Source organism: Candidatus Omnitrophota bacterium, from assembly GCA_028716245.1.
In the GTDB taxonomy this organism is placed as follows: Bacteria; Omnitrophota; Gorgyraeia; order Gygaellales; family Profunditerraquicolaceae; genus UBA6249.
Genome location: JAQUQW010000005.1, coordinates 1 through 21,534 on the forward strand (window position 1 = coordinate 1; position 21,534 = coordinate 21,534).

Sequence of the window (21,534 nt, forward strand, 5' to 3'; positions counted from 1 at the left end):
CAGAGGCACGACCGGTGCTATCGGAGGATTGACCACGGGTGCACTAGAAGGAGGCAGAGAAGGATTTAAGGAAGATGTGGAGTCGATCAACAAGGTTAACAATTGGGTAAAAGATAATCAGGGGGTAATCAGCAAGGCTGATAATTGGGTAAAAGATAATCTTTGGTAGTATTTTAAGAGGTAAATAAAAACAAAATGGGGCGTTTCTCTAAAAGGAACGTCCTATTTTGTTGTAATTTCCAAAACATTTACTTGATTTGGCTTTTTATCCACGGTATACTTTTTAACACATTGCCCTGTCGTCTAATGGTAGGACACAAGATTCTGGATCTTGTTATCATGGTTCGAGTCCATGCGGGGCAGAAATAGTTTTAAAAATTTATTGACAAATAAAATATACTGAAGTAAACTTTTTTTAAAGAAGAACAGGTTCTCATACCGGGCAGAATTTAGACAGTAGCGAAAGCTACGGGACTTCTCTTGTTTTTAAACATTTTAAAAGGATCCCAAAATATGAGAACTGGCGTCTTCTTTTTTTATTGCGATTTTTCAGCGTGGCCTTCCGAAAAGTTCTCATCTGAATCTTATCCAGCCTTTTTAAGTTTAATAAATAGCTTTGTAAGAAATCAAAAACACAGATGAATATCTGGTCCAACCTTTTCTATAAATACCGTAAATTCTGGAAAGCACTGAAATTATATTTATTGCTTGCTGGTCCGGGTATTATTGTAATGATTGCCGATAATGATGCCGGTGGTATTACAACGTATGCCGTAACCGGGGCTAAATATAAATATCATCTGCTTTGGTTTCTTATTCTTCTAGGCCCGATTGCTTATTTTGTCCAGGAAATGACCGTCCGCTTGGGAACCGTAACTAAGCGCGGTCATGCTGAAGCTATTTTTCATTCTTTCGGACCTTTGTGGGGATGGTTTTCCTTACTAGATTTGGTTTTAACAGATTGGCTGACTTTGGTTACAGAATTTATTGGAATGACGGCAGCCATGAGCATTTTTCACATTCCACCGGTAATAACCGTAATCGTCGTATGCATAATAATGGGTGGAATGGTTATTCAGGGCCGTTACTGGACATGGGAAAAAATTGTCATGGTTTTTTGCGCTGTTAATTTGGTCTATATTCCTGCTGCCTTCATAGTGCATCCCTCGGTTAAAGATATTCTTTATAATAGTGTAATCCCGCATTTTCCTCCCGGTGGTTTTAATAATGAGATTTTCTTTATGTTGATGGCTAATATCGGGACTACCATTGCCCCTTGGATGATATTCTTTCAACAAAGTGCCGTTGTAGACAAGAACATGAAAGAAAAAGACATGGGGTGGGGTAAACTCGATACCGCTCTGGGCTCACTTTTTACTGTACTGGTTGCAGTTTTTATTATTATCGTTACCGGAACTGTATTGTTTGGTCAAAATATCGAAAGCGCAGCTCAAGCTGCAATTCAGCTCATGAACGTAAATAAGAATCTTGGGACGCTTTTAGCCATTGGACTTTTTGATGCTGGGTTATTGGGAGCTATTTGTATTTCTCTAGCTAGTTCATGGGCATTTGGCGAGGTTTTTGGCTGGGCGCATTCATTAAATCACAAGATCAAAGAAGCTCCGTGGTTTTACGCATTTTATTTTTTCGCTTTAGTTACGGCCGGAACAGTAGTTTTAATCCCCGGTGCTCCGCTAGTTTTAATTACACTCTTTGTTCAGGTAATCGCGGTTACTTTACTGCCTGCGGCGCTTGTTTTCTTAATCCTGCTTCTTAATGATGAAGGGACGATGGGTAAATTCAAGAATACATTGCTTCAGAATACCGTTAATATTTCGATAGTAGCAGGTATAATTATTTTATCAACCTTATACGGAATCAGTGCGTTATTTCCGAATATTTTTAAGTAACCTTTTGCAGGAGATAAATATGGGATTATCCTCAAATAGCTTTATTTTTAACCATATAAAAAAGTTTTTTAGTGATACATTTTCTGCGATTCATGCAATTAATACCAAATATGCTACTCCGCAATTAAGGACAAGTAGGGCAGTAAAAATTGCTTTATTGTGTTTGCGGATTTATTTGATTGTCTTGGTTGGGTTGTTATTCTTCAAATTCTATACGACACTGACAGCCAAGTAAATTAGGGACTATCTATGAACGAAACTAACCAGGTAAATAATAGGGAGATAGGAAAAAGCTATTTTTTAAGTGAAATAGTGAAACTACCGGTTTTCTTGCATGATAATAAAATCGGCAAGCTTACGGATTTTTTAATTGTAGATAAAGATAAAATTGCGGAAGTAACGCATCTTTGTATTGCCCGGCCGTTTGGTGAGCCAGCCTTGCTTGTGCCCTGGGAAAAATTAAAATCTTTGTCGGATAAAAATATTATTATCGATATTGAAACTATAGAACAATATACTGCTAACCCTCCAGAAGGAGCAATATTGTTAAAGGATTATATTCTCGATAAAAGAGTACTTGATGGTGAGGGCAGAGAAGTAGAGATGGTTTATGATGTAAAATTAGTTTTAAAGAATAGTAAGTTATATGTTACCGATGTAGATTTAAGTAAATACGGCTTGCTTCGTAGAATTGGTTTAAAGTGGTTGGCCGATTTTATTTATAACCTAGCCGCAAAGATCAGGAGTCAGACAGTTTCATGGAGCTATGTTGAGCCGCTACCGGAACAAATCAGTAGTTTTAAAGGAGACCTTAAGTTAAAGGTGCTGAAAGAGAGGCTGGCTGATATGCCGCCAGTTGATTTGGCGGATATTCTGGAAGAAATGGATCCTGCTCAAAGAGTCGCTATATTCGGGGAGTTAGATACTGAGCATGCTTCTGATACCTTAGAAGAGTTAGACCCAAGGGTTCAGAGGGACATGATAGCTTCACTGAAGAAGGAGCGTGCAGCACAGCTCATTAATGAGATGACTCCTGGACAGGCTGCGGATATTTTATCCGTATTGCCTTGGTGGGAGGTAAAAGCTATCCTACAATTGCTTAATAAAGAGAATGCGATTAAGATCCAGGATATTTTAGAGAAACAAGAAGAAAAGATTGTTGATTTTGCCGCAACAAATTTTCTAAAATTTACTCCTGAGAGAACAGCTTTACAGGCGCGCAGGGCTTTTCAGCGGGCAGCTAAAGGTAAAGAAGCAATAATGTATCTTTATATTTTGGATGAACAGGAAAAATTATTAGGGGTAATAGATCTTAAAGAACTTTTAATAGCCGAAGATGAAGTTTTGCTTAAGGATGTTATGGTTTCCAAAGTAATTATCCTTACTCCCGAAAGCACGCTGAAACAAGCTTCAGAAATGTTTGCAAGATATTCTTTTCGCGCGTTACCTATTATAGATAAATCCGGAAAAATGCTCGGAGTTGTTCCTTACCGAGATGTTATGAATTTGAAGCATCTTTATTTAGGATAGAAGGAGGCTACGTGCAAGCCATTTTAACTATTTTAGGAATAGCTGGGTTACTTTCTTTAATAGGTTGGCTTATAAAAATAGATAACACTCATAAAGACAATGAACTTTACCTCTATAAAGAAATTAAATATCTTAGGGTAGAAAACGCGAAGCTACAGGACAATATAAAGAATATACCTGCAAAGTGCATGGTTTAAACCCCACCTTTTATTCCAAAGAATAAATTCAATAAACTGGAATCTACCTTCTGCTGGTCCAATCACAACTTGGACTGCAGATCTGTGTGGAAAGGGGAAGTTTCAGGCCCAGCCTTTTTTCTTTTATAATATGACAAGAGGCCAGTTTGATCCTAAGGGTGATTATAAAGCTTTACCAGATGGTGATAAGCAATCCCAATATCAGGAACAAATTCTCTTGAAATATGGTTTTACAGATAATATAGAGCTGGCTGCCCAAACTATTTATCAACAGAATTATATTAAGCAAGGAAATTTAAGAGCGCATGACGCAGGTTTAGGCGATAGCCTTTTTCTGTTACGATATTGCACTTGTCATGAAAAAGAAGAAGGATGGTTCCCAGATATTGACGGTATGCTTCAACTTAAAGTGCCAACTGGCAAGTATCAACATCTTGATCCAAACAAGCTAGGTACAGATTTAAATGGCGCTACTTCTAGTCCAGGAGCCTGGACACCAGGAATCGGCATAGATATGACTAAAAAGCTTAAACCCTTCATTCTTCATTTTGATTATATCTATAGTTTTCCGCGGGAGGTACGGGGTGATGGTGTTAATAGCGATTACGCTAATTTTATTAATTCCGATTTTTCTATAGAGTATTTTTTAACCAAAGGTTTTAGCCTTATGTTAGAAGCAAATACTTTTTGGCAGAAGGATAAGTATCAGAATGGGACAAGACAACCATCCACAGGTATAAGATCTTTGACTATTTCTCCTGGCATAGGCTGGGCAAATGATAAGATTCAGACAGAAATAGCATATCAAAGAGTTGTTCTGGGCAAAAACACAACCGCTAATGATTCAATAGTCTTAACTTTAGTATGTTCATTTTGAAGCTTGAAAATATAACCTTAGTATTATGTTTATGGTATACTAAAATAGCCAGTTCTTTAGATAGCTGTTTCGCATCTTCCGTATACAGCCAGTTGCATATTTTGTCCAATAGGCGCAGAGTAGGGATATATAGTATATTAGGGCTGGACTTAACCGTTTAGCCCTCTTTGCTTATTCGCTAAATTGCTTGTAATTTTAGGATTAGAGAGGACAATGCATTTATGACTAAAACGGCAAAAAATAGAGTTCCCCACATCATTTTCCTGTATTGGGTAATCAAAATAGTATCTACAACATTAGGAGAGACCGGTGCAGATATGTTTTCCATGACCTTTAATTTAGGCTATGGAGATACTGTTATGATATTTATGGCTCTGTTTCTTGTATTTCTTGCAATTAAACTTTCCTTGAGAGGGTACCACCCCTGGGTTTATTGGTTAACTTTCACCGCATCAGCTATCGCAGGGACCGCAATATCTGATTTTATAGATCGTACATTAGGACTTGGTTATACATTGGGTTCTGCCGGTCTGATAGTGATGCTATTGATAGTCCTTGCAGTTTGGTATAAGAAGGAAAAGTCGATAAATGTAGAACATATTACTACGCCTACTGCGGAGATCTTTTATTGGACAGCATTTTTATTTGCAAATACATTGGGAACTGCCGCAGGGGATTTATTTGCTGATAACTTGGGGCTTGGATTTGCGCATAGTGCGATTGCGATATCCGTGGTACTTGTTATTGTAGCCCTACTACACTTCTATACCAAAGTCTCCAATGTATTGTTATTCTGGGTGGCTTTTGTTTTAACAAGGCCATTTGGCGCTACATTTGGAGATTTTCTTACTAAGCCCATTACGAAGGGTGGCATTAACCTTGGTACAGTGAATTCTTCAATAGTTATTTGTATAATCTTATTTTTTGCAATTACTAAAGAGAATAAATTAGAAAAAGGGAGGTGGAAAATACCTAAACAGGAACTCTAACTTGTTTGTAATTCTGGGATCTGTGATAAAATACGTAAAGTTAAATAAACTAAAAGGAGGAAGCGATGAAAGTGTCAAGAAATGTGTTTCTCGGGTTAGTCGTGGTGGGGATATTGGGTTTTGTTTCAGGGGTATCATTCGCAGAAACTGCAACATCAGCACCAGCGGCAACTCCAGTAGCAGCAGCAAAGAAAGCAAGACATGAAGCTAGAATTAAGCTTCTGCAGGATTCCGCAGCAGCTCTCCAGGTGACAAATCCAGATTTAGCAATAAAATTGACTGATATTGTGAACGGGCAGTCAAATGAGAAAGCGGAAGGCAGTAAAGAAAAAGTAGCAAAAGGTTCAGCTGAATGGAAAGCCAAACATGATGCAAGAATCCAGCTTTATAAAGATTCCGCAGCAGCTCTTCAAATTAATCATCCGGATTTAGCAAAGGGTTTAATGGCTTTGACAGTGCCAAAGCAGAAGACTGCAATGCAAAAGTCGGCTGAAGAAAAGAACGAGAAAGAAGAAACGGGGGAGAAGGTAGAGCCTAAATCAGAACAAGGCGAGACTAAATAAAAGGACTGTTATATAGTAAATAGCGGCAGGGCTAAAAAATCCTGCTGCTATTATTTTTATAAGTAATAAGTTGTAATTGTAATGCTCCCCATTAGTCAAGGGGTTTTCAAGTTAGAACCGGCTCTTTGTTGAGACACGTTTCAAAGCACTGTTTTGGCGTCATGTTGTTTAAGCTTTGATGCGGGTAATCCGTATTGTAGTTGTTGATCCATTTATTGAGCGCGATTTCAAAGTCAAACGGGTTATCCCAGTCATAGCACCAGACAATGTCTTCTTTGATGGTACGCATGACCCGTTCGGTATCAGAATTGCCTTTGGGATTCGACCAGGTGGTGAATATCTGTTTGATTCCCATGACTGCGCAGTTCATCATGAATCGCTGGGACGTGGGTTGGCAGCCGTTGTCGGAGATCAAGAATAACTGTTCTTTTTCCGTCTCTTGAATCCCCTTGGGGAATCGGGAATCAACCGCTCGGTTCAATGCTTTAAGCCAATCTTCGGTTTTAGACTGTAATCCAAGATGGTAGCCGACAATCTCCTTGGTGTACCAGTTAAGAACCACGGTAAGATAGAGCCATCCCCAGCCGGTCATTTTGATTTTGGTCATATCAATACCCCAGAAGTGGTTAGGGCGAGCGGCATGAGGCTTGGGACGCAGAGGGGCATTAAATTTATCTCTAATAAGCCTAATTCTTGTAATTATCCCCAATTTCCTATATAATTAGTTTATTAGTATTAAGAGATACAGTTATTACCTATAGCAACGCGCGCAGGATATAATTATATCTAATATTTGCAGGAGCAGGGCCATAAAAAATAGTATTATGCAGGAAATTGTAGTATTATACGGAAGAAAGACTAGAACAATAAACAGCATAAAAAAGGAGGGAGCAGGATGAAAACTGTTAAAACATTAGGGGCTGTCTTAGGTGTTTTTTTATTTCTCGGAGGGTATGTTTGTGCTCAAGCACAGTCAAATACCCAAACTCAACCAACCTCTACAGAACAGCCAGGTGTACGGAAACCACTAACCGTTGATGATGTGGTTCAAAAAATGAAAACAGATCTTGATTTAACCCAAGAGCAAGCAGACGCCCTTAAGCCCATTATTGAACAGAACAGGGCTAAACGAAAAGAACTCAGGGAAACCCTGAAACAGCAGGGGGCCGATAAAGATATTATCCTTAGTCAAATGAAAAAATTAACTCAGGAATTGGACCAGCAGTTAAGTAAAATCTTAAGTCAAGATCAGATGGATAAATTCAAAGCTATGAGAGTCCAGAGGAGTCTTCAGGGAGAAAAAAAACAAAGCGGGATGTCGCGCTGAATCCTGGCCGGGAACATTTCTGATTTTGCAAAAGAAAGAGAGATGCGGAGATGAATAAATTTGGCATAGTTTTTTTGACTGCTTTATTTGGGGTATTGTGCATTGGTTACGGGACTTCATATAGCGCAGATGGGCCGGAAGCAAAACAAAAGTTAATCGAGCAATTATTCAAAGAGGTGCCGCCAAAAGACGGCGTGAAAGAAATAACCTGCGAGCAGTTCCAGAAAATTCGTAACTCGGGAGCAGATTATGTCTTGGTCGATGTTTTATCGCCGGAAAGTTATGCGAAAGGCCACATAGGGGGCGCCATTTCTTTTCCTGTTAAAACGATAGATGATAAAACCGTTTCCGCGAAATTGCCTAAGAATTTGTTTGTCGTTGTATACTGTGGTAGTTTTCAATGCCATGCAAGCACGATCGCCGCCAAGAAATTATCCGGGTTTGGATATAAGGTTTTCGATTATAAAGGTGGTTTAAGGGAGTGGCAGGAACGGGGGAACGCGCTTGTAAAATGACGAGAATAAAAAATGGCTAAGACGCAAGGGATCGAGAAGATCAGCCAGGAATCAAGAAGATCAAGCGCTTTTAAAGATTTAGCCGTGTTAGCTTCTGTTGTTATTGTTACCTTGTTGCTTTCCTATTTCTTCAATGTATTTATATTTCTTGTAGAGTTTTTTCAAAAACATCCCCAATCGATAACTTGGATAGATGAAATTATCACTGGTTTTTTAGCTTTAAGCATTGGTTTTGCGGTTTTCTCTTGGCGCAGATGGCGGGAACTAAAAAAGGAAACCACTGAACGTTTAAGATTGCAAAAAGAACTCATTAGAATTGCCGAGACAAAAGCAGAAACCGAAAGAATTATTTGCAGAGAGCTTAAGTGTGACATTGAAGTGTATAAAAAGATCGAGCAAGATGTTATATCTGGTCAGGCTAAAGCAAAAGGAGTAACTTGATACAGAAGGAGGAAAAATGCGAAGGAACTCGTTGGCATTATTTATCGTTATGGTTTTTGTATTCGCCGGCTGTGAATCCGCCGGGCCAAAGACAGCCACAGGAGCGGTTGCCGGAGGGTTAATTGGCGCCACTGCCGGAGGCATAATCGGCTACCAAAGCCATAATGCCCTTGCCGGCGCCGGTATTGGCGCTGTAGCCGGAGCAGTTGGCGGCGGATTAATCGGAAACGCGATGGACAAAAAAGATAAAGAAGCAAGCGCGGTTAATCCTTACTATATACCGGTAACCAAGGTCGTGGAAATGGTTTCCCAGGGCACTCCGGATTCGCTAATAATTAGCGAGATCCAGAGGACGCACTCAACCTATCGCCTTAGCTCAGAAGCCATCACTTATTTAAAAAAGAATAAAGTAAGCGACCAGGTTATCGATTATATGCTGGGAACAAGCAAGTAGGTTTCTTTATTTGCCAAATAGAATTGTCAAAAATAAATGGATGAAGGGATTACGATAAAAATTGCCGGCCAGGCCGGCCAGGGGATCCAAACAATAGGCACCGCACTTTGTAATATCTTTAAAAGAAACGGGTCCCATATTTTTGCCAACCAGGATTATATGTCCAGGATACGCGGTGGAAATAATTTTTTCCAGCTAAGGGTCTGCGGTAAACCAACCCATACTTTACGCCAAAAATCGGATATAACGGTAGCTTTGGATAAACAAAGCGTGCAATTGCACCGTAATGATGTTGCCAGCGGCGGGATTATTGTTTTTGATAAGGCTAAATTTAATCTTTCCGGAGAGGACAAAGTGCTTTTTAATATCCCATTCTATGATTTAGCCAATTCCATCGGTGGAAGCGACCTTTTTATCAATGCTGTTTGTTGCGGAGCAGTGGCAGGCCTGGCGCAGGTAAATCCGGATTGCCTTGAGCGGGCAATCAGAGATTTATTCGCGGATAAAGACGAGGAAATTATCAGTAAGAACATAAAAGCAGCCCAGGCCGGTTATAATTTTGCCAAGGATAACTTTAGAAATGATAAATTCAAGGTAGGATCAGCGCCGGCCGGAAAAAATTTATTAATGAATGGCAATGACGCGATCGCCCTGGGGGCAATCCGGGCAGGTTGTAAATTTTATTCAGCCTATCCGATGAGCCCTTCGACAAGTATCATGAACGTAATCGCTAAGTATGCAAAGAGATTTAATATTTTGGTTGAGCAGGCAGAGGATGAAATTGCCGCCATCAATATGGTTATCGGCGCCTCTTTTGCCGGAGCCCGCTCAATGACCGCTACTTCCGGAGGAGGACTGGCTTTGATGGTCGAGGGATTGAGCCTTGCCGCAATGACCGAAACGCCCATTGTTGCCGTTGATGCCCAGCGTCCGGCGCCGGCTACGGGATTCCCTACGCGTACCGAACAAGCAGATTTGAATTTTCTTATTCACGCCGGGCACGGTGAGTTTGCCAAGGCAATCTATGCTCCCGGCACTATCCAGGAGGCTTTTTATCTGACAGTTAAAGCATTTAATACCGCGGAAAAATACCAGATTCCGGTTTTGATCATGACCGACCAGCATCTGGCGGATTCGCTGCAGGATATTGAAGGGTTTGATTTAAATAAAGCTGGCGTGCAAAGGTTTATTATATCAAAAGAAGATTCTCAGAAAGCGTCCGGTTATAAAAGATACCAATTAACTGACTCTGGGATATCCCCGCGGGCTATCCCTTCTTGGATTGAGGATGTTATCTATGCTGATAGTGATGAGCATAATGAAGAGGGGCATATCACCGAAGATGCGGATACGCGCATACAAATGGTGAAGAAAAGATTTTTTAAAAAGATGGCCGGGCTTAGGCAAGAGATAGAGAAGCCGACTCTATATAATGCGCAGAAGGCGCAAACTCTCCTGTTGGGGTTTGGTTCAACCTACGGGGTATTAAAAGAAGCTTCCGAGGCTTTGGGTAAAGATTTCGGGTTTGTGCATTTATCGCAAGTATGGCCATTCCCCGGTTTGGAATTAAGCCCATTGCTAAAAAATAAGAAGAAGATTTTAACGGTAGAAAATAACGCAGGCGGCCAGCTTGCCGGACTGCTGATGCGGGAAACAGGCATTAAAGCCGACAACTCCATATTACGGTATGATGGAAGGCCGTTTAATCTGGATCAGCTTATTGAACAAATAAAAGAAATACAAAATCAATGAATATAAACGACTTAAAGAGCAATGATGAAATCGCTTGGTGCCCCGGCTGCGGAGATTTTGGAATTTTAAATGCCTGCAAAAAAGCCCTGACTGCGATTAATAAACAGCCTAAGGATATTTTATTTGTCTCCGGAATCGGCCAGGCAGCCAAGTTGCCGCACTATATAAGGTGCAATTGTTTTAACGGCCTTCACGGCAGAGCCCTGCCTGCTGCCGCGGGCGCAAAAATTGCCAACAATAATTTAACTGTAATTGTTACCACCGGCGACGGGGATTGTTATGGCGAAGGAGGCAATCATCTTTTGCATAATATCCGCAGGAATGTGGATATAACCGTTATTGTTTGCAATAATCAAATTTACGGTCTCACTAAGGGGCAGGCTTCACCGACTACCGATCTAGGATATGAAACCAAGGTTCAGGTCGATGGCGTAGTCTTGGAACCTTTGCATCCGCTGGAGATGGCTATTGCTTTAGGCTGCGGGTTCGTTGCCCGGGGGTATTCAGCCGATTCTGAGCATCTTTCTTGGCTGATAACCGAAGGGATAAAACATAAAGGGTTTTCCTTGATTGATGTATTACAACCTTGTGTTAGCTTTAATAAAAAAAATACTTATGAATGGTACGCCAAGAGGGTATATAAAGTAAATGCCGATGCCTCGTATAACCCCCAGGATAAGGCAGCCGCATATCAGAAAGCAGCACAGTGGGGGGAGAAGATCCCCATCGGTTTAATTTATCGGCAGGAGAAGGAAACGTATGAGGATAGAAGAGGGATGAATAGAAAAAACTCTTTGATTAATGAAGACATTAAAGATATAGATATAAGTAAGGAGCTGGGAGAATTTATTTATCCTTGATTCCTCTTGTTTTATTCATTATTTAGAGTAAAATAGTTTTAGTTAAGATATTTAGAACAATTAAACTGTCCCTTTCCGGAATAAAATCCGCGTATTTATTATAATGAAAAAAATATTTTTACTAAAAATTGTCTTGATTGTTATTATCGCTATTTCCTTGGCTACTTTTTTTAAGGCCAGCTATGATAATGATGATTCAACGCTTGATTTCTTATCCGGCTGCAATAAATTTTTATTATACGCATGTTTTTTATTGATTTTATTGCCTTGCATCGGCGTATCTTATGTAAGTATCGACAATTTTACCTATTCGGAATTACTTGTTTCTTATTTATCGAGCAAGGAAAAGTCGCCTCCCCTTTTAATTTTTGCGCAATACCCTAAAATATAATTATTTCCTAAGCTAAATTCAATACTAGAAGGAGTTTAATATGAAAAGGACAAATTTAACTTTATTTGGGTTCATAGTTACCTTGGTTGTCGGGTTGACATTAGCGTTCTCGCAAAAAACATTATTAGCTCAACAAGATAGAGCTAAAGAAACAACCACGGCCAAAAGTTCTTCTAAGGAACCGAAAAAAAGCAAGCACAAGATTAAGAAGCTGCTGAAAAAAGGAAATAAAAGCGCAGAATTAAAAGAGAGCAAGAAAACGCAAACGAAGGAAATACCGAAAGCAGATAAGAAAGAGGTTGGAGAAAAAATAGACGCTAAAAAGGATAAATAAAAAACCGAAATAAGGATAGTTTAGGGGTACTAATTATAAGGAAAGGACTAGAATGAAAAAGATACTTTTTACATTAATTGCGGTTACATTTATTAACTCTCTGTGTTTCGCCCAGCAGGAATCAACAGCAGCCAAAGAGCCTCAAAAACCAGCTGGATCGGCAACTGCGCCTGTCGCGGTGGCTCCTGTTTCTGTTCCGGCTCCGGTTCTAAGTAAAAGTATTACCGGTAAAGTTGAGACGGTATCAATTGGCGACCTCAGTAAAGGGATAAAACCGGAGATTGTGGTTATCGGCGAAGACGGCCAAAAACTGAGTTTGGTAGTAAAGCCCGGTACTCCTATTGTTGCCAAAGATACAAAAATAATCACTCTAACGGAAATAAAGAAGGACGATAAAGTTACCGTAGAGTATATAACTAAGCAATCCGGTACTCACAGGGCAGAGTCGATCAAATTAGTAGAATAATAAAATTATTATAGATTACGGCACGGGATAATCGTGCCTGCCGTAATCTAAAAGCCATGAAAACAAAAACCACTTTTTTATTAATTTTCATTATTATTTTTGGGATAGTTGTGTTTTTTTCATATAAGGCATATAAGATATATGAAGAAAATTTGAGTTTCAATAGGGAACAATGTATCCTTAACAAGAAAAAAGAGGGGTGGTTGCGCCTCAAGAAGAGCCTTGAGAACAAAATCGGGAATTTTAAAGGCGAGGTTGGTTTAGTGGTTGAAGATTTAAATACAGGGTGGGTAATCTCGTTTAATGAGGATACTTTAATCCCCTCAGCAAGCTTGGTCAAGGTTCCCATCATGCTTTCTTATTTTTATGCTGCCCAGGAAGACAAGGTCAATCTTAAAGACAATATAAAACTTAAATCTTTTGAGATGGTGTCCGGTTCAAAGGTGCTGGGAAAATTTCCGGTTGGCTCTCAATTTATGGTTGAAGAATTATTTGATCCGATGATTACCGTAAGTGATAATGCCGCCGCAAACGCGTTGATAGATTTATTGGGGTTTGATACCTTGAACGCATATTTTAAGAAAATGGGATTAAAAAATACTAATATTGCCCGCAATATGTTAGATTTTAGAGGCAGAAGAGAAGGCCAGGAAAATTATACTACTGCCGCTGATATGGCGTATATATTGGAAAAGCTTTACCGCCGGCAGTTTTTAAATCAGGAAATATCTGAGAAGTGCCTCCTCCTGTTGAACCAGCAGAAGATTAATGACCGCATTCCCAGAGATCTTCCTAAAGACGAGGTTTCTGTCGCGCATAAGACGGGCCTAGAAAGGCATATTTGCCACGATGCGGGAATAGTGTATACCCAGAAAGGTAATTTTTTAATCTGTGTTTTGGTAAAACATGGGAACAGGTATGCCTTGCCCGCCAAGAAGCTGATTTCCGATATCGCGTTATCCACCTACAATTACTATAAAAACTTTAATTAAATTTTTCTCATTGACAAAGCAATGCTTGGCCTTAAAATGAAAAAGAGGACAGGTTTTGCTTTTTTTATGCGGAGATTAAATGGTAATTAAAGAAGAAGAATTGAAAAATATTCAAGGTCTTACCGAGAAAGAGGCCTTGGAGAGCATTAAAAAATACGGCTATAATGAAATCCCCTCTCAGAAAAAGCGCAGTATTTTTGTAATATTCTTTAGCGTGGTAAAAGAACCCATGCTGCTTCTGTTAATCGGAAGCGGGCTGATTTATCTATTTTTAGGTGAACCAAAAGATGCCTTGATGTTGCTTTCTTTTGTATTCGCGGTGGTGGGTATCACCTTTTATCAGGAGAGAAAAACCGAAAGGACTTTGGAGGCTTTACGGGACCTTTCCAGCCCCAGGGCTTTGGTTATCCGCGACGGAATCCGCAGAAGAATCGCCGGAGGCCAGGTGGCCAAGGGTGACATTATAATTCTTCAAGAAGGAGACCGGGTCCCTGCCGACGCTATGATCATATCCTGTTCTAATTTATCAGTAGATGAATCTTTGTTAACCGGAGAATCGGTGGCTGTGCGTAAATGTGAATGGGATGGAGAAGTCAGCATTAAAAGGCCGGGCGGGGATGACCTTCCCTTTGTCTATTCAGGAACTTTAGTCGTGGCCGGGCGGGGCCTGGCAAAAGTCAGCTCTATCGGGATGCATACTGAAATGGGTAAAATCGGCCGCTCCCTGCAGAGTATTCGTCAAGAGGATACTCTTTTGCAAAAAGAAATAGGAAAAATTGTGCGTAATTTTTCTATTGCCGGAGTAATACTTTGTTTATTGGTAATCGTGCTTTACGGTTTGTCGCGCGGGAACTGGTTAAACGGCGTTCTTTCCGGCTTAACCTTGAGCATGGCGATGCTGCCGGAAGAGTTTCCGGTAGTTTTAATCATCTTCCTTACTTTAGGCGCCTGGAGAATTTCCAAAAGCCAGGTCTTGACCAGGCGTACCCCGGCCATCGAAACCCTGGGGGCAGCCACGGTTTTGTGCACGGATAAGACCGGAACGCTTACTCTCAATGCCATGCGTTTAACTGCCCTGTGCGTTAACGGTGTTCATTATGATGTCGGGGTTAAAAAATCTGACGGCTTACCGGAAGCAGTGCATAATCTTATGGAATATGCTATTTTGGCCAGCCAAAAAGATCCTTTTGACCCGATAGAAAAAGAAGTAAAACGCTTGGGTGAGCTTTATTTGTTAGGCTCTGAACATATCCATAATAACTGGAGGATGATCAAAGAATATTCCTTATCTAAGGAGCAATTGGCTTTATCTCATGTCTGGGAATCTCCGGATAAACAAAATTATATTATTGCCGCCAAGGGATCTCCCGAGGCAATCGCTGACCTTTGCCATCTTAATAAAGAACAGTATGCCCGATTAGTTAAATGCGTAGAAGAGATGGCCAGGCGGGGATTGCGTATTTTAGGGGTAGCCAGGGCATCTTTTAGAAAAAAAGAACTTCCGGATTTACAGCATGATTTCACATTTGAGCTGGTGGGTTTACTGGGATTCATCGACCCGGTGCGGCCGGCTGTTACTTCCGCTATCAGGGAAGCCCATGACGCGGGTATGCGCGTGATTATGGTTACCGGAGATTATCCGGGTACCGCTATCCATATTGCCAGAGAGATCGGCTTAAAAAACCCTGAGACTTATATAACCGGGCAGGAACTGGAGGAAATGGATCACCTTGTGCTCAGGGAAAGGATAAAAACAGTGAATATCTTTGCCCGGGTGGTTCCCGAGCAAAAATTGTTTATTATCAACGCCTTGAAAGCTAACCAGGCGATTGTAGCCATGACCGGAGACGGGGTTAACGATGCCGCGGCTCTAAAATCGGCAGATATCGGTATTGCTATGGGGGAGCGGGGCACGGATGTGGCTCGTGAGGCGTCAGCATTGGTATTGCTTAATGATGATTTTTCATCGATTGTGCAGGCAGTCAAGCTTGGCAGGAGGATTTTTGATAACCTGAAGAAAGCCATTGCCTATATTTTTGCCATCCATGTGCCGATTGCCGGGATGTCATTTTTACCGGTTTTGTTTAATTTACCGATCGTGCTTTTGCCCGCGCACATCGCTTTTTTGGAATTGATTATCGATCCGGCATGCTCCACGGTTTTTGAAGCCTGTCCCGATGAGAATAATATCATGAATAGGCCGCCGCGCAATTTGCGGGAATCCTTATTTAGTAAAAAGGCGTTTATTTTCAGCCTGCTGCAAGGGCTGGGCATATTAACCGTAGTGTTTTTGGTATTCATGTTGGCATTATATCTGAAGAAAGGGGAACTGGAGGCGCGCACATTATCTTTTACCACCCTGGTGTTTGCCAATATAATGCTAATTATAACCAATCTTTCCTGGTCTAAAAATCTGGCCGGTATTCTTAAAGCGAAGAATAAAGCCTTGTGGGTGGTGGTATTAGCGGCAATAAGCGCGCTTTTCTTGGTGATTTATCTTCCGGTATTACGCAACCTCTTCCATTTTTCCGTTTTATCCGCGGCGGATTTATTAATCACTTTGGCCAGCGGGGTGGTAAGTTTATTGTGGTTTGAAGGTTTTAAGGCGTTGAATAAGAATAGGATGACAGTATAATGCTTTTAATCCTTCTAGCGGCAATTTTTATCCGCCCTTTTATTTCTTCACAAGCCTTTCCTTATTTAAATTTTATTTATTCTACAGGGCTCCTAATCTTTTTGGGAATATATGTAATCTACAAGAAACTATTATTCTCAAAGCTTCAGGTTTTAATCTATCCTGTTCTTTTGTTCATTTTAGCGTTATTTATCTCCCTGATTTTTTCTCAAAATAAAGTAAATAGTTTAGCGGAACTTTATAAATATATAACCGGACTGCTTTTATTTCTTATCGCTGCTTCTCTCTCAGAGGATGATAAATCATTAGCGATACAGGCAATTATGCTCACCGGATTAGCGGTCAGCCTTTTGGCGATATATCAATATTTCTTAGGTTTTAGCCGGGTATCAGATTATTTAGTAAATAACAACGGGCTTTTGTTTCCTTTTGCTTCGGATTACCTGGCCCGCAGAAGAGTTTTTTTGCCTTTTGTGACCCCCGGGGTTTTAGGCGGTTATTTAGCCATGGTGATCCCGCTGTTTTTGATTAACAAAAATAGAATTTGGCTGATCCTGCCGGTATTTTTGGCCCTGTTTCTTACGGGATCTTTGGGGGCATTTTTAAGCTTATTTTGCGCCTTGATTATTTGTTTCTGCTTGAGGGGGAAAATAAAGAAGAGTAAAATTGCCATTCTTTCCGGGTTATTTATATCGATAATTATTATCTTTATTTACCGCTCGGCGACACGGATTGAACATATTCAGCCTTTCTTCTCCACGGTTATGAGATTAAATTATTGGAAGGAGGCCTTAGGAATAATTCAGGCGCATCCTTTGGCCGGCGTAGGTTTAGGTAACTTTAATCTCAAGGCCAGCCGCTATGCGCATAACTCTTATTTACAAATCTGGGCGGAGATGGGGATGTTAGGTTTGTTTGCTTTTAACTGGATCGCCTATACGGTTCTTAAATCTTGCATTAAAAACCTGGCACAATTGCCTTATAAAAGACAAACCGCCTGCCTGCTTGTGGCAAGCCTGGTTTTTTTAATCCATAATTTTTCAGATTTTACGTTTTTTCTTCCGGAGGTGGTTTTTGTGTGGTGGGTAATTTTAGGGCTGATTACATCCTTAGATAAAAAATGAAAATACTACAGCCGTAAAAGGGTTTCTTTAAGTGCGGCAAGTATGATAGAATTAAATGGAGAATTAAAAATGATCGTTGTTTCCGATTTTGATTTATGGTAAGGGGGACAGAATGCTTAAATATTGGGTTATTTTTACCGCCGCTTTAACCTTTGGTATAGTTTTTACATCCTTGTTGGCGAAACTCTCTTTAAAATACAGAATCTTTAGGGTAAAAGACATTCCCTTGGTGGGAGGTTTAGGGATGGGGCTGGCTTTTGTTTTTTCTTTGAGTTTAGGTCTTTATGCTTTTGATCTTTCTGTATCCAGGATATTGGCGGTATCCTCGGCCGGTTTATTCATGCTATTTTTAGGCATAGTTGATGATTTAAGAGAGCTGTCAGTAGCGCAGAAATTTTTGGGGCAGGCAATTTGCGCGGTATTATTAATTTCCTTCGGGGTAAGGACCGATATTATGTATTTAGGTTTTTGGCCAAACGCCGCAATTTCCTTTCTTTGGATTTTAGGCATAACCAATGCTTTTAACCTGCTTGATATTATGGATGGCCTAGCCGCGGGGACCGCTTTAATTGTAAGCAGCGCATTTCTAGCAATGGGTTTTTTGAGCGCGGATCCGAATGTGCAGGTGCTCAGCCTGATTTTATGCGCAGCCAGCTTGGGGTCCTTATTTTTAATCTTCCTCCGGCCAGAGTCTATTTGGGCAACTCGTTGCTTCTGTTGCCTTAATGACGCATTATGCGTCTGCAAGCAATATTTTTGCCCTGCTTGGCCCGGTGATGATTCTTGGATTGCCGATCATCGATACCGTGTTACTGATTATTTTTAGGTTGGCCAAAGGAAGGCCGCCTTTTAGTAAAAGTAAAGACCACATTGCGTTAAAAATCGGCGCCCTGGGATTTTCACCGGCGGCAACAATTTCAATCATGTATTTATTATGTTCTGTTTTTGCCGGCTGCGGGGTTATTTTGACCAGGGTAAATAACCTATTGGCGGGGCAGTCATCACTATTTCTGTTTTTCTATTGAGCATAGGCATATTCTTAAAGCTGATGAAGATCAAAGCAAATGACTAAAAAAAAGATTATTATTTTGGGAGCCGGACTTGCGGGTTTAAGTGCCGCCTGGCATCTTAAGCAAAGGGGGATTGAGGCTACTGTATTTGAAAAAGAAAATAGCGTTGGAGGCCTGTGTCGGTCCAAGCAGGTCAAGGGCTTTGTTTTTGATTGTGACGGACACCTTCTGCATTTTCGAAACAATTATACGCTTGAATTGGTGAAAAAATTATTAAAAGGTAATTTAGTGCGTCATGAACGAAACGCCTGGATCAACAATTTTGGTATTTTTAGCCGCTATCCTTTTCAGGCCAACCTGCATGCGCTCCCCAAGCCAATCGCCAATGAATGTTTGTGGGGGTTTATTCGTGCCACCGACTCCCGGGCCAACAGCAGCCAGGAGAATTTTTTAAAATGGATACATACTACTTTTGGCAAAGGCATCGCCAGGCATTTTATGATCCCTTACAATAAGAAATTCTGGACGCATCCTTTGGGTCGGATGAGTTGTCCCTGGGCAGATAAATTTATCCCTCAGTTTGGCCTATCGGAAGTGGTTAATGGATTTTTTGAAAATAGCAGTAATCATTTAGGTTATAATGCTTTTTTTTGGTATCCCAAAAAAGGAGGGATAATCCAGCTGCCGATGGCCTTTGAAGAACAGATCGGTGAAGTTTCCAAGAATTGCTGTGTCAGCGGGATCGATCTTAAAAAGAAGGAGATAACCGTAAAAGGCAGGGGCAAGGAGAGCTTTGACACCTTGATTTTAACAATACCTCTTCCCGAGTTGATCAAAATAATCAAGCCGCTACCCGGCCGGATCCTTGATAGTTTCAATAGGCTGCGCTGGAATTCGATTTTTAATTTAAATCTGGGCGTAGAAGGGGTTTGCCAAGAGGGCAAGCATTGGGTGTATTTCCCGCACAAAGAGACAGTCTTTTTTAGGGCAGGATTTTTTCATAATTTTTCCAGTGGTACCACTCCTTTCGGAAAAAGTGCATTGTATACAGAAGTTTCATATCCAAAGAACAAACTTATCAACAGGGAAAGGATGGTTAAACGGATTTTAAATGATCTTCATAAGGTAGGAATTTTAAATAAAGATAACAGGGTGGTGGCCTTAGATACCAATGATATAAAATACGGTTATCCGATCTATGACCGGTATTATCCCCGGGCAACTGCGGAAATAAAGAAATTTTTATCGTCTAATAACGTAATTGCCTGCGGGCGTTATGGAGGCTGGCAGTACATGTCGATGGAAGACGCGCTCTTAGACGGCAAAGAAGCAGCCTCAACCGTTTAAACCGGCAAACAATCCTAAAAGAAATGCTTTCAATAATAGTTGTAACTTTTGATAGCGGTAGATATATCAAACCGTGCCTGGATTCTATATTTAGGCAGGGGTATGAGGATTTGGAAGTAATTGTTGTTGATAACGGCTCAAGGGACAGAACTTGCGATTTTATAAAAGAAAATTATCCTAAAGCCAGGTTAATCACAAATAAGCAGAATTTAGGCGCCTGCCATGCGAAAAATCAAGGTATTGAAATTGCTTCGGGTGGATGGGTCTTAACCTTGGATTGTGACGTTGTATTAGGGGACGGGTTTATCCGGGAGATTATGGAATTTGCAAATAATTCCAGAGATTCAATAGGTATGATCCAGCCAAAGATTTTAACTCAAGGCAAAAAAGAGATTTATTCCTGCGGCATACATTTTTCTTGGTTAAGCAGGTTCCATGATATCGGTAAAGGTTTAGCGGATACGCAAAGATTTAACGTTGCGCTCCCTATTTTTGGAGCTTGCTGCGCGGCGGCTTTATATAGGCGCAAGATGCTTGAAGACGTAAAAGACAGGCATGGTTACTTTGACGAAAGGTTCTTTTTCCTTTTTGAGGACGCGGATTTATCCTGGCGCGCGCAAAAAAGAGGATGGCTTTGCATGTATTGTCCTAAGCCAATGTGTTTTCACAGCGGAAACAGTTCAGCTACGGATAAAAAAACCCGGCAAATTTTAAGTTTTAGCAACCGGCGGTTGGCAATATTTAAAAACCAAAATCCGGCACTCATTTTATTAATGTTTCCGTTGTACCTGGTTTATGACCTGCCTAGATTTCTAATACTGGCTGCGAAATTTAAGTGTAAATTTCCGAAATTCAGCGATTATAATCCATGGTGATGGTGAGCGTAGTTATCGTGACTATCAGGGCAAAAGATTATCTTAAGTCCTGCCTGGATTCTCTCAAGCAGCAGGGCCACCTTCCTTTTGAAATAATTGTCATTGATAATTCTCTTAAACCGGGCCTGGCTCAGGATATCCATAAACTATATCCATCGGTTAAGATTTATTCCGGATCCAGTGATTCATTTTACGCCCAGGCTTTGAACAAAGGCATAAGCTTAACCAGGGGGGAATTTATTCTTTGCCTCAACGATGATGTGGTTTTAGATAAAGATTTTATTCAGCAGGCGCTAAAGGGTTTTCTGATAAAGGATAACATCGGTATGGTGAGTGGTAAGATTTTGCGTAGCGACGGGAAAACTCTGGACAGCACCGGCTTATTTTTAAGCTTCTGGCGTGTGGCTAAAGAGCGTGGCTATGGCCAGCCGGATTCAGGGCAATTTGAGAAAGCAGGTTTTATCTTTGGCGTAACCGGGGCCGTAGCTTTTTATCGGAAACAAATGCTGGAGGATATTAAAGATACAAACGGTTATTTTGATTCAAGGTTTGGCATGTTTTACGAGGATTTGGATGTTTCCTGGCGGGCAAAACGCCGCGGCTGGTTGGCTTATTACCTTCCCGCTGCTTTGGCCTATCATGTGCGCGGAGGGTCATTTCGTCCTGATTCCGGCATCGGCAAAGCCATTGCGCGTAAATATTTAAATGACCGGCTGCACTATGATTTAATTAAAAACCGGTATCTTACCATATCAAAAAATGAAACTTTCTGGGGTTTTCTTCTTCACCTTGTCCCGATATTAATTTATGATTTGTGTGCCTGGGGCTATGTTTTAATTTTTTGCCCGGCAGTTATAAAGTTATTTTTTAGGAGATCAAGAGAATTGCGGAATAAACTATAAGAAAAGTTTTTGACAATTTAAAGTTATACTCTAGAATAGCAGG

General features: G+C 40.7%; 23 protein-coding genes and 1 tRNA gene. 23 read left to right on the forward strand and 1 reads right to left on the reverse strand.

What is annotated here, in order from left to right; translation table 11 throughout:
- Positions 1 to 292 precede the first annotated feature (292 nt).
- From PHG87_06975 to PHG87_07005, 7 genes are all read left to right on the forward strand, one after another.
- A tRNA-Gln gene (locus tag PHG87_06975) sits at positions 293 to 363 on the forward strand.
- A gap of 275 nt (positions 364 to 638) precedes the next feature.
- On the forward strand, positions 639 to 1,910 hold the full coding sequence (locus PHG87_06980; protein ID MDD5477918.1) for a divalent metal cation transporter: 1,272 nt from the start codon (positions 639 to 641) through the stop codon (positions 1,908 to 1,910).
- Between the two features lie 249 nt (positions 1,911 to 2,159).
- Positions 2,160 to 3,440 (forward strand): CBS domain-containing protein, encoded by a 1,281-nt coding sequence (locus PHG87_06985; GenBank protein ID MDD5477919.1) that lies wholly within the window; start codon positions 2,160 to 2,162, stop codon positions 3,438 to 3,440.
- 11 nt (positions 3,441 to 3,451) lie between these two features.
- On the forward strand, positions 3,452 to 3,637 hold the full coding sequence (locus PHG87_06990) for a hypothetical protein (GenBank protein MDD5477920.1): 186 nt from the start codon (positions 3,452 to 3,454) through the stop codon (positions 3,635 to 3,637).
- Between the two features lie 130 nt (positions 3,638 to 3,767).
- Entirely contained in the window at positions 3,768 to 4,514 is a 747-nt protein-coding gene (locus PHG87_06995; protein MDD5477921.1) for a transporter, read from the forward strand.
- Between the two features lie 221 nt (positions 4,515 to 4,735).
- Positions 4,736 to 5,503 carry a hypothetical protein gene (locus tag PHG87_07000; GenBank protein ID MDD5477922.1) on the forward strand — a complete coding sequence of 256 codons (768 nt, stop codon included), beginning with the start codon at positions 4,736 to 4,738 and terminating at the stop codon, positions 5,501 to 5,503.
- Positions 5,504 to 5,568: 65 nt separating this feature from the next.
- Positions 5,569 to 6,066 (forward strand): hypothetical protein, encoded by a 498-nt coding sequence (locus tag PHG87_07005; protein MDD5477923.1) that lies wholly within the window; start codon positions 5,569 to 5,571, stop codon positions 6,064 to 6,066.
- 106 nt (positions 6,067 to 6,172) lie between these two features.
- Here PHG87_07005 and PHG87_07010 read toward each other — a convergent pair whose 3' ends face one another.
- On the reverse strand, positions 6,173 to 6,775 hold the full coding sequence (locus PHG87_07010; protein MDD5477924.1) for a DDE-type integrase/transposase/recombinase: 603 nt from the start codon (positions 6,773 to 6,775) through the stop codon (positions 6,173 to 6,175).
- 186 nt (positions 6,776 to 6,961) lie between these two features.
- On the opposite strand from PHG87_07010, the gene PHG87_07015 reads away from it, so the two are divergent.
- The 16 genes from PHG87_07015 to PHG87_07090 all read left to right on the forward strand — a co-directional run bounded on the left by PHG87_07015 (position 6,962) and on the right by PHG87_07090 (position 21,491).
- Positions 6,962 to 7,393 carry a hypothetical protein gene (locus PHG87_07015; GenBank protein MDD5477925.1) on the forward strand — a complete coding sequence of 144 codons (432 nt, stop codon included), beginning with the start codon at positions 6,962 to 6,964 and terminating at the stop codon, positions 7,391 to 7,393.
- 50 nt (positions 7,394 to 7,443) lie between these two features.
- On the forward strand, positions 7,444 to 7,908 hold the full coding sequence (locus tag PHG87_07020; GenBank protein MDD5477926.1) for a rhodanese-like domain-containing protein: 465 nt from the start codon (positions 7,444 to 7,446) through the stop codon (positions 7,906 to 7,908).
- A 12-nt stretch (positions 7,909 to 7,920) separates the two neighbouring features.
- Positions 7,921 to 8,349, forward strand: a complete 429-nt coding sequence (locus PHG87_07025) for a hypothetical protein (protein ID MDD5477927.1) — start codon at positions 7,921 to 7,923, stop codon at positions 8,347 to 8,349.
- A gap of 16 nt (positions 8,350 to 8,365) precedes the next feature.
- A complete protein-coding gene (locus PHG87_07030; GenBank protein MDD5477928.1) occupies positions 8,366 to 8,803 on the forward strand; it encodes a glycine zipper domain-containing protein in 438 nt (145 codons plus the stop codon).
- Between the two features lie 36 nt (positions 8,804 to 8,839).
- Positions 8,840 to 10,555: a 2-oxoacid:acceptor oxidoreductase subunit alpha gene (locus PHG87_07035; GenBank protein ID MDD5477929.1), complete on the forward strand. Its 1,716-nt coding sequence runs from the start codon at positions 8,840 to 8,842 to the stop codon at positions 10,553 to 10,555.
- The gene (locus PHG87_07040; GenBank protein MDD5477930.1) at positions 10,552 to 11,415 is read left to right on the forward strand and encodes a 2-oxoacid:ferredoxin oxidoreductase subunit beta; all 864 of its coding nucleotides are present in this window, start codon (positions 10,552 to 10,554) and stop codon (positions 11,413 to 11,415) included. Before PHG87_07035 ends, PHG87_07040 begins: the two co-directional genes overlap by 4 nt.
- A gap of 103 nt (positions 11,416 to 11,518) precedes the next feature.
- Entirely contained in the window at positions 11,519 to 11,806 is a 288-nt protein-coding gene (locus PHG87_07045; protein ID MDD5477931.1) for a hypothetical protein, read from the forward strand.
- Between the two features lie 40 nt (positions 11,807 to 11,846).
- The gene (locus PHG87_07050; GenBank protein MDD5477932.1) at positions 11,847 to 12,140 is read left to right on the forward strand and encodes a hypothetical protein; all 294 of its coding nucleotides are present in this window, start codon (positions 11,847 to 11,849) and stop codon (positions 12,138 to 12,140) included.
- 52 nt (positions 12,141 to 12,192) lie between these two features.
- Positions 12,193 to 12,606, forward strand: coding sequence for a hypothetical protein (locus PHG87_07055; GenBank protein MDD5477933.1), 414 nt, complete (start codon positions 12,193 to 12,195; stop codon positions 12,604 to 12,606).
- 56 nt (positions 12,607 to 12,662) lie between these two features.
- Positions 12,663 to 13,598, forward strand: coding sequence for a class A beta-lactamase-related serine hydrolase (locus PHG87_07060; GenBank protein ID MDD5477934.1), 936 nt, complete (start codon positions 12,663 to 12,665; stop codon positions 13,596 to 13,598).
- A gap of 79 nt (positions 13,599 to 13,677) precedes the next feature.
- Positions 13,678 to 16,233: a cation-translocating P-type ATPase gene (locus PHG87_07065; GenBank protein MDD5477935.1), complete on the forward strand. Its 2,556-nt coding sequence runs from the start codon at positions 13,678 to 13,680 to the stop codon at positions 16,231 to 16,233.
- On the forward strand, positions 16,233 to 17,357 hold the full coding sequence (locus PHG87_07070) for an O-antigen ligase family protein (protein ID MDD5477936.1): 1,125 nt from the start codon (positions 16,233 to 16,235) through the stop codon (positions 17,355 to 17,357). The genes PHG87_07065 and PHG87_07070 overlap by 1 nt, the downstream gene beginning before the upstream one ends.
- 112 nt (positions 17,358 to 17,469) lie before the next feature.
- Positions 17,470 to 18,183, forward strand: coding sequence for an MraY family glycosyltransferase (locus PHG87_07075; protein ID MDD5477937.1), 714 nt, complete (start codon positions 17,470 to 17,472; stop codon positions 18,181 to 18,183).
- A gap of 238 nt (positions 18,184 to 18,421) precedes the next feature.
- Complete coding sequence (locus PHG87_07080) at positions 18,422 to 19,714, forward strand: FAD-dependent oxidoreductase (GenBank protein MDD5477938.1); 1,293 nt, start codon at positions 18,422 to 18,424, stop codon at positions 19,712 to 19,714.
- A gap of 23 nt (positions 19,715 to 19,737) precedes the next feature.
- Positions 19,738 to 20,589 carry a glycosyltransferase family 2 protein gene (locus PHG87_07085; GenBank protein MDD5477939.1) on the forward strand — a complete coding sequence of 284 codons (852 nt, stop codon included), beginning with the start codon at positions 19,738 to 19,740 and terminating at the stop codon, positions 20,587 to 20,589.
- Positions 20,583 to 21,491: a glycosyltransferase family 2 protein gene (locus PHG87_07090; protein MDD5477940.1), complete on the forward strand. Its 909-nt coding sequence runs from the start codon at positions 20,583 to 20,585 to the stop codon at positions 21,489 to 21,491. Before PHG87_07085 ends, PHG87_07090 begins: the two co-directional genes overlap by 7 nt.
- The last annotated feature ends 43 nt before the right edge of the window (positions 21,492 to 21,534 follow it).

Bases quoted from the DNA above. Each gene is read 5' to 3' on its own strand.
- PHG87_06980 (MDD5477918.1), top strand. From the start codon at position 639: ATGAATATCTGGTCCAACCTTTTCTATAAATACCGTAAATTCTGGAAA.
- PHG87_06985 (MDD5477919.1), top strand. From the start codon at position 2,160: ATGAACGAAACTAACCAGGTAAATAATAGGGAGATAGGAAAAAGCTAT.
- PHG87_06995 (MDD5477921.1), top strand. From the start codon at position 3,768: ATGACAAGAGGCCAGTTTGATCCTAAGGGTGATTATAAAGCTTTACCA.
- PHG87_07000 (MDD5477922.1), top strand. From the start codon at position 4,736: ATGACTAAAACGGCAAAAAATAGAGTTCCCCACATCATTTTCCTGTAT.
- PHG87_07005 (MDD5477923.1), top strand. From the start codon at position 5,569: ATGAAAGTGTCAAGAAATGTGTTTCTCGGGTTAGTCGTGGTGGGGATA.
- PHG87_07015 (MDD5477925.1), top strand. From the start codon at position 6,962: ATGAAAACTGTTAAAACATTAGGGGCTGTCTTAGGTGTTTTTTTATTT.
- PHG87_07020 (MDD5477926.1), top strand. From the start codon at position 7,444: ATGAATAAATTTGGCATAGTTTTTTTGACTGCTTTATTTGGGGTATTG.
- PHG87_07025 (MDD5477927.1), top strand. From the start codon at position 7,921: ATGGCTAAGACGCAAGGGATCGAGAAGATCAGCCAGGAATCAAGAAGA.
- PHG87_07030 (MDD5477928.1), top strand. From the start codon at position 8,366: ATGCGAAGGAACTCGTTGGCATTATTTATCGTTATGGTTTTTGTATTC.
- PHG87_07035 (MDD5477929.1), top strand. From the start codon at position 8,840: ATGGATGAAGGGATTACGATAAAAATTGCCGGCCAGGCCGGCCAGGGG.
- PHG87_07040 (MDD5477930.1), top strand. From the start codon at position 10,552: ATGAATATAAACGACTTAAAGAGCAATGATGAAATCGCTTGGTGCCCC.
- PHG87_07045 (MDD5477931.1), top strand. From the start codon at position 11,519: ATGAAAAAAATATTTTTACTAAAAATTGTCTTGATTGTTATTATCGCT.
- PHG87_07050 (MDD5477932.1), top strand. From the start codon at position 11,847: ATGAAAAGGACAAATTTAACTTTATTTGGGTTCATAGTTACCTTGGTT.
- PHG87_07055 (MDD5477933.1), top strand. From the start codon at position 12,193: ATGAAAAAGATACTTTTTACATTAATTGCGGTTACATTTATTAACTCT.
- PHG87_07060 (MDD5477934.1), top strand. From the start codon at position 12,663: ATGAAAACAAAAACCACTTTTTTATTAATTTTCATTATTATTTTTGGG.
- PHG87_07065 (MDD5477935.1), top strand. From the start codon at position 13,678: ATGGTAATTAAAGAAGAAGAATTGAAAAATATTCAAGGTCTTACCGAG.
- PHG87_07070 (MDD5477936.1), top strand. From the start codon at position 16,233: ATGCTTTTAATCCTTCTAGCGGCAATTTTTATCCGCCCTTTTATTTCT.
- PHG87_07075 (MDD5477937.1), top strand. From the start codon at position 17,470: ATGCTTAAATATTGGGTTATTTTTACCGCCGCTTTAACCTTTGGTATA.
- PHG87_07080 (MDD5477938.1), top strand. From the start codon at position 18,422: ATGACTAAAAAAAAGATTATTATTTTGGGAGCCGGACTTGCGGGTTTA.
- PHG87_07085 (MDD5477939.1), top strand. From the start codon at position 19,738: ATGCTTTCAATAATAGTTGTAACTTTTGATAGCGGTAGATATATCAAA.
- PHG87_07090 (MDD5477940.1), top strand. From the start codon at position 20,583: ATGGTGATGGTGAGCGTAGTTATCGTGACTATCAGGGCAAAAGATTAT.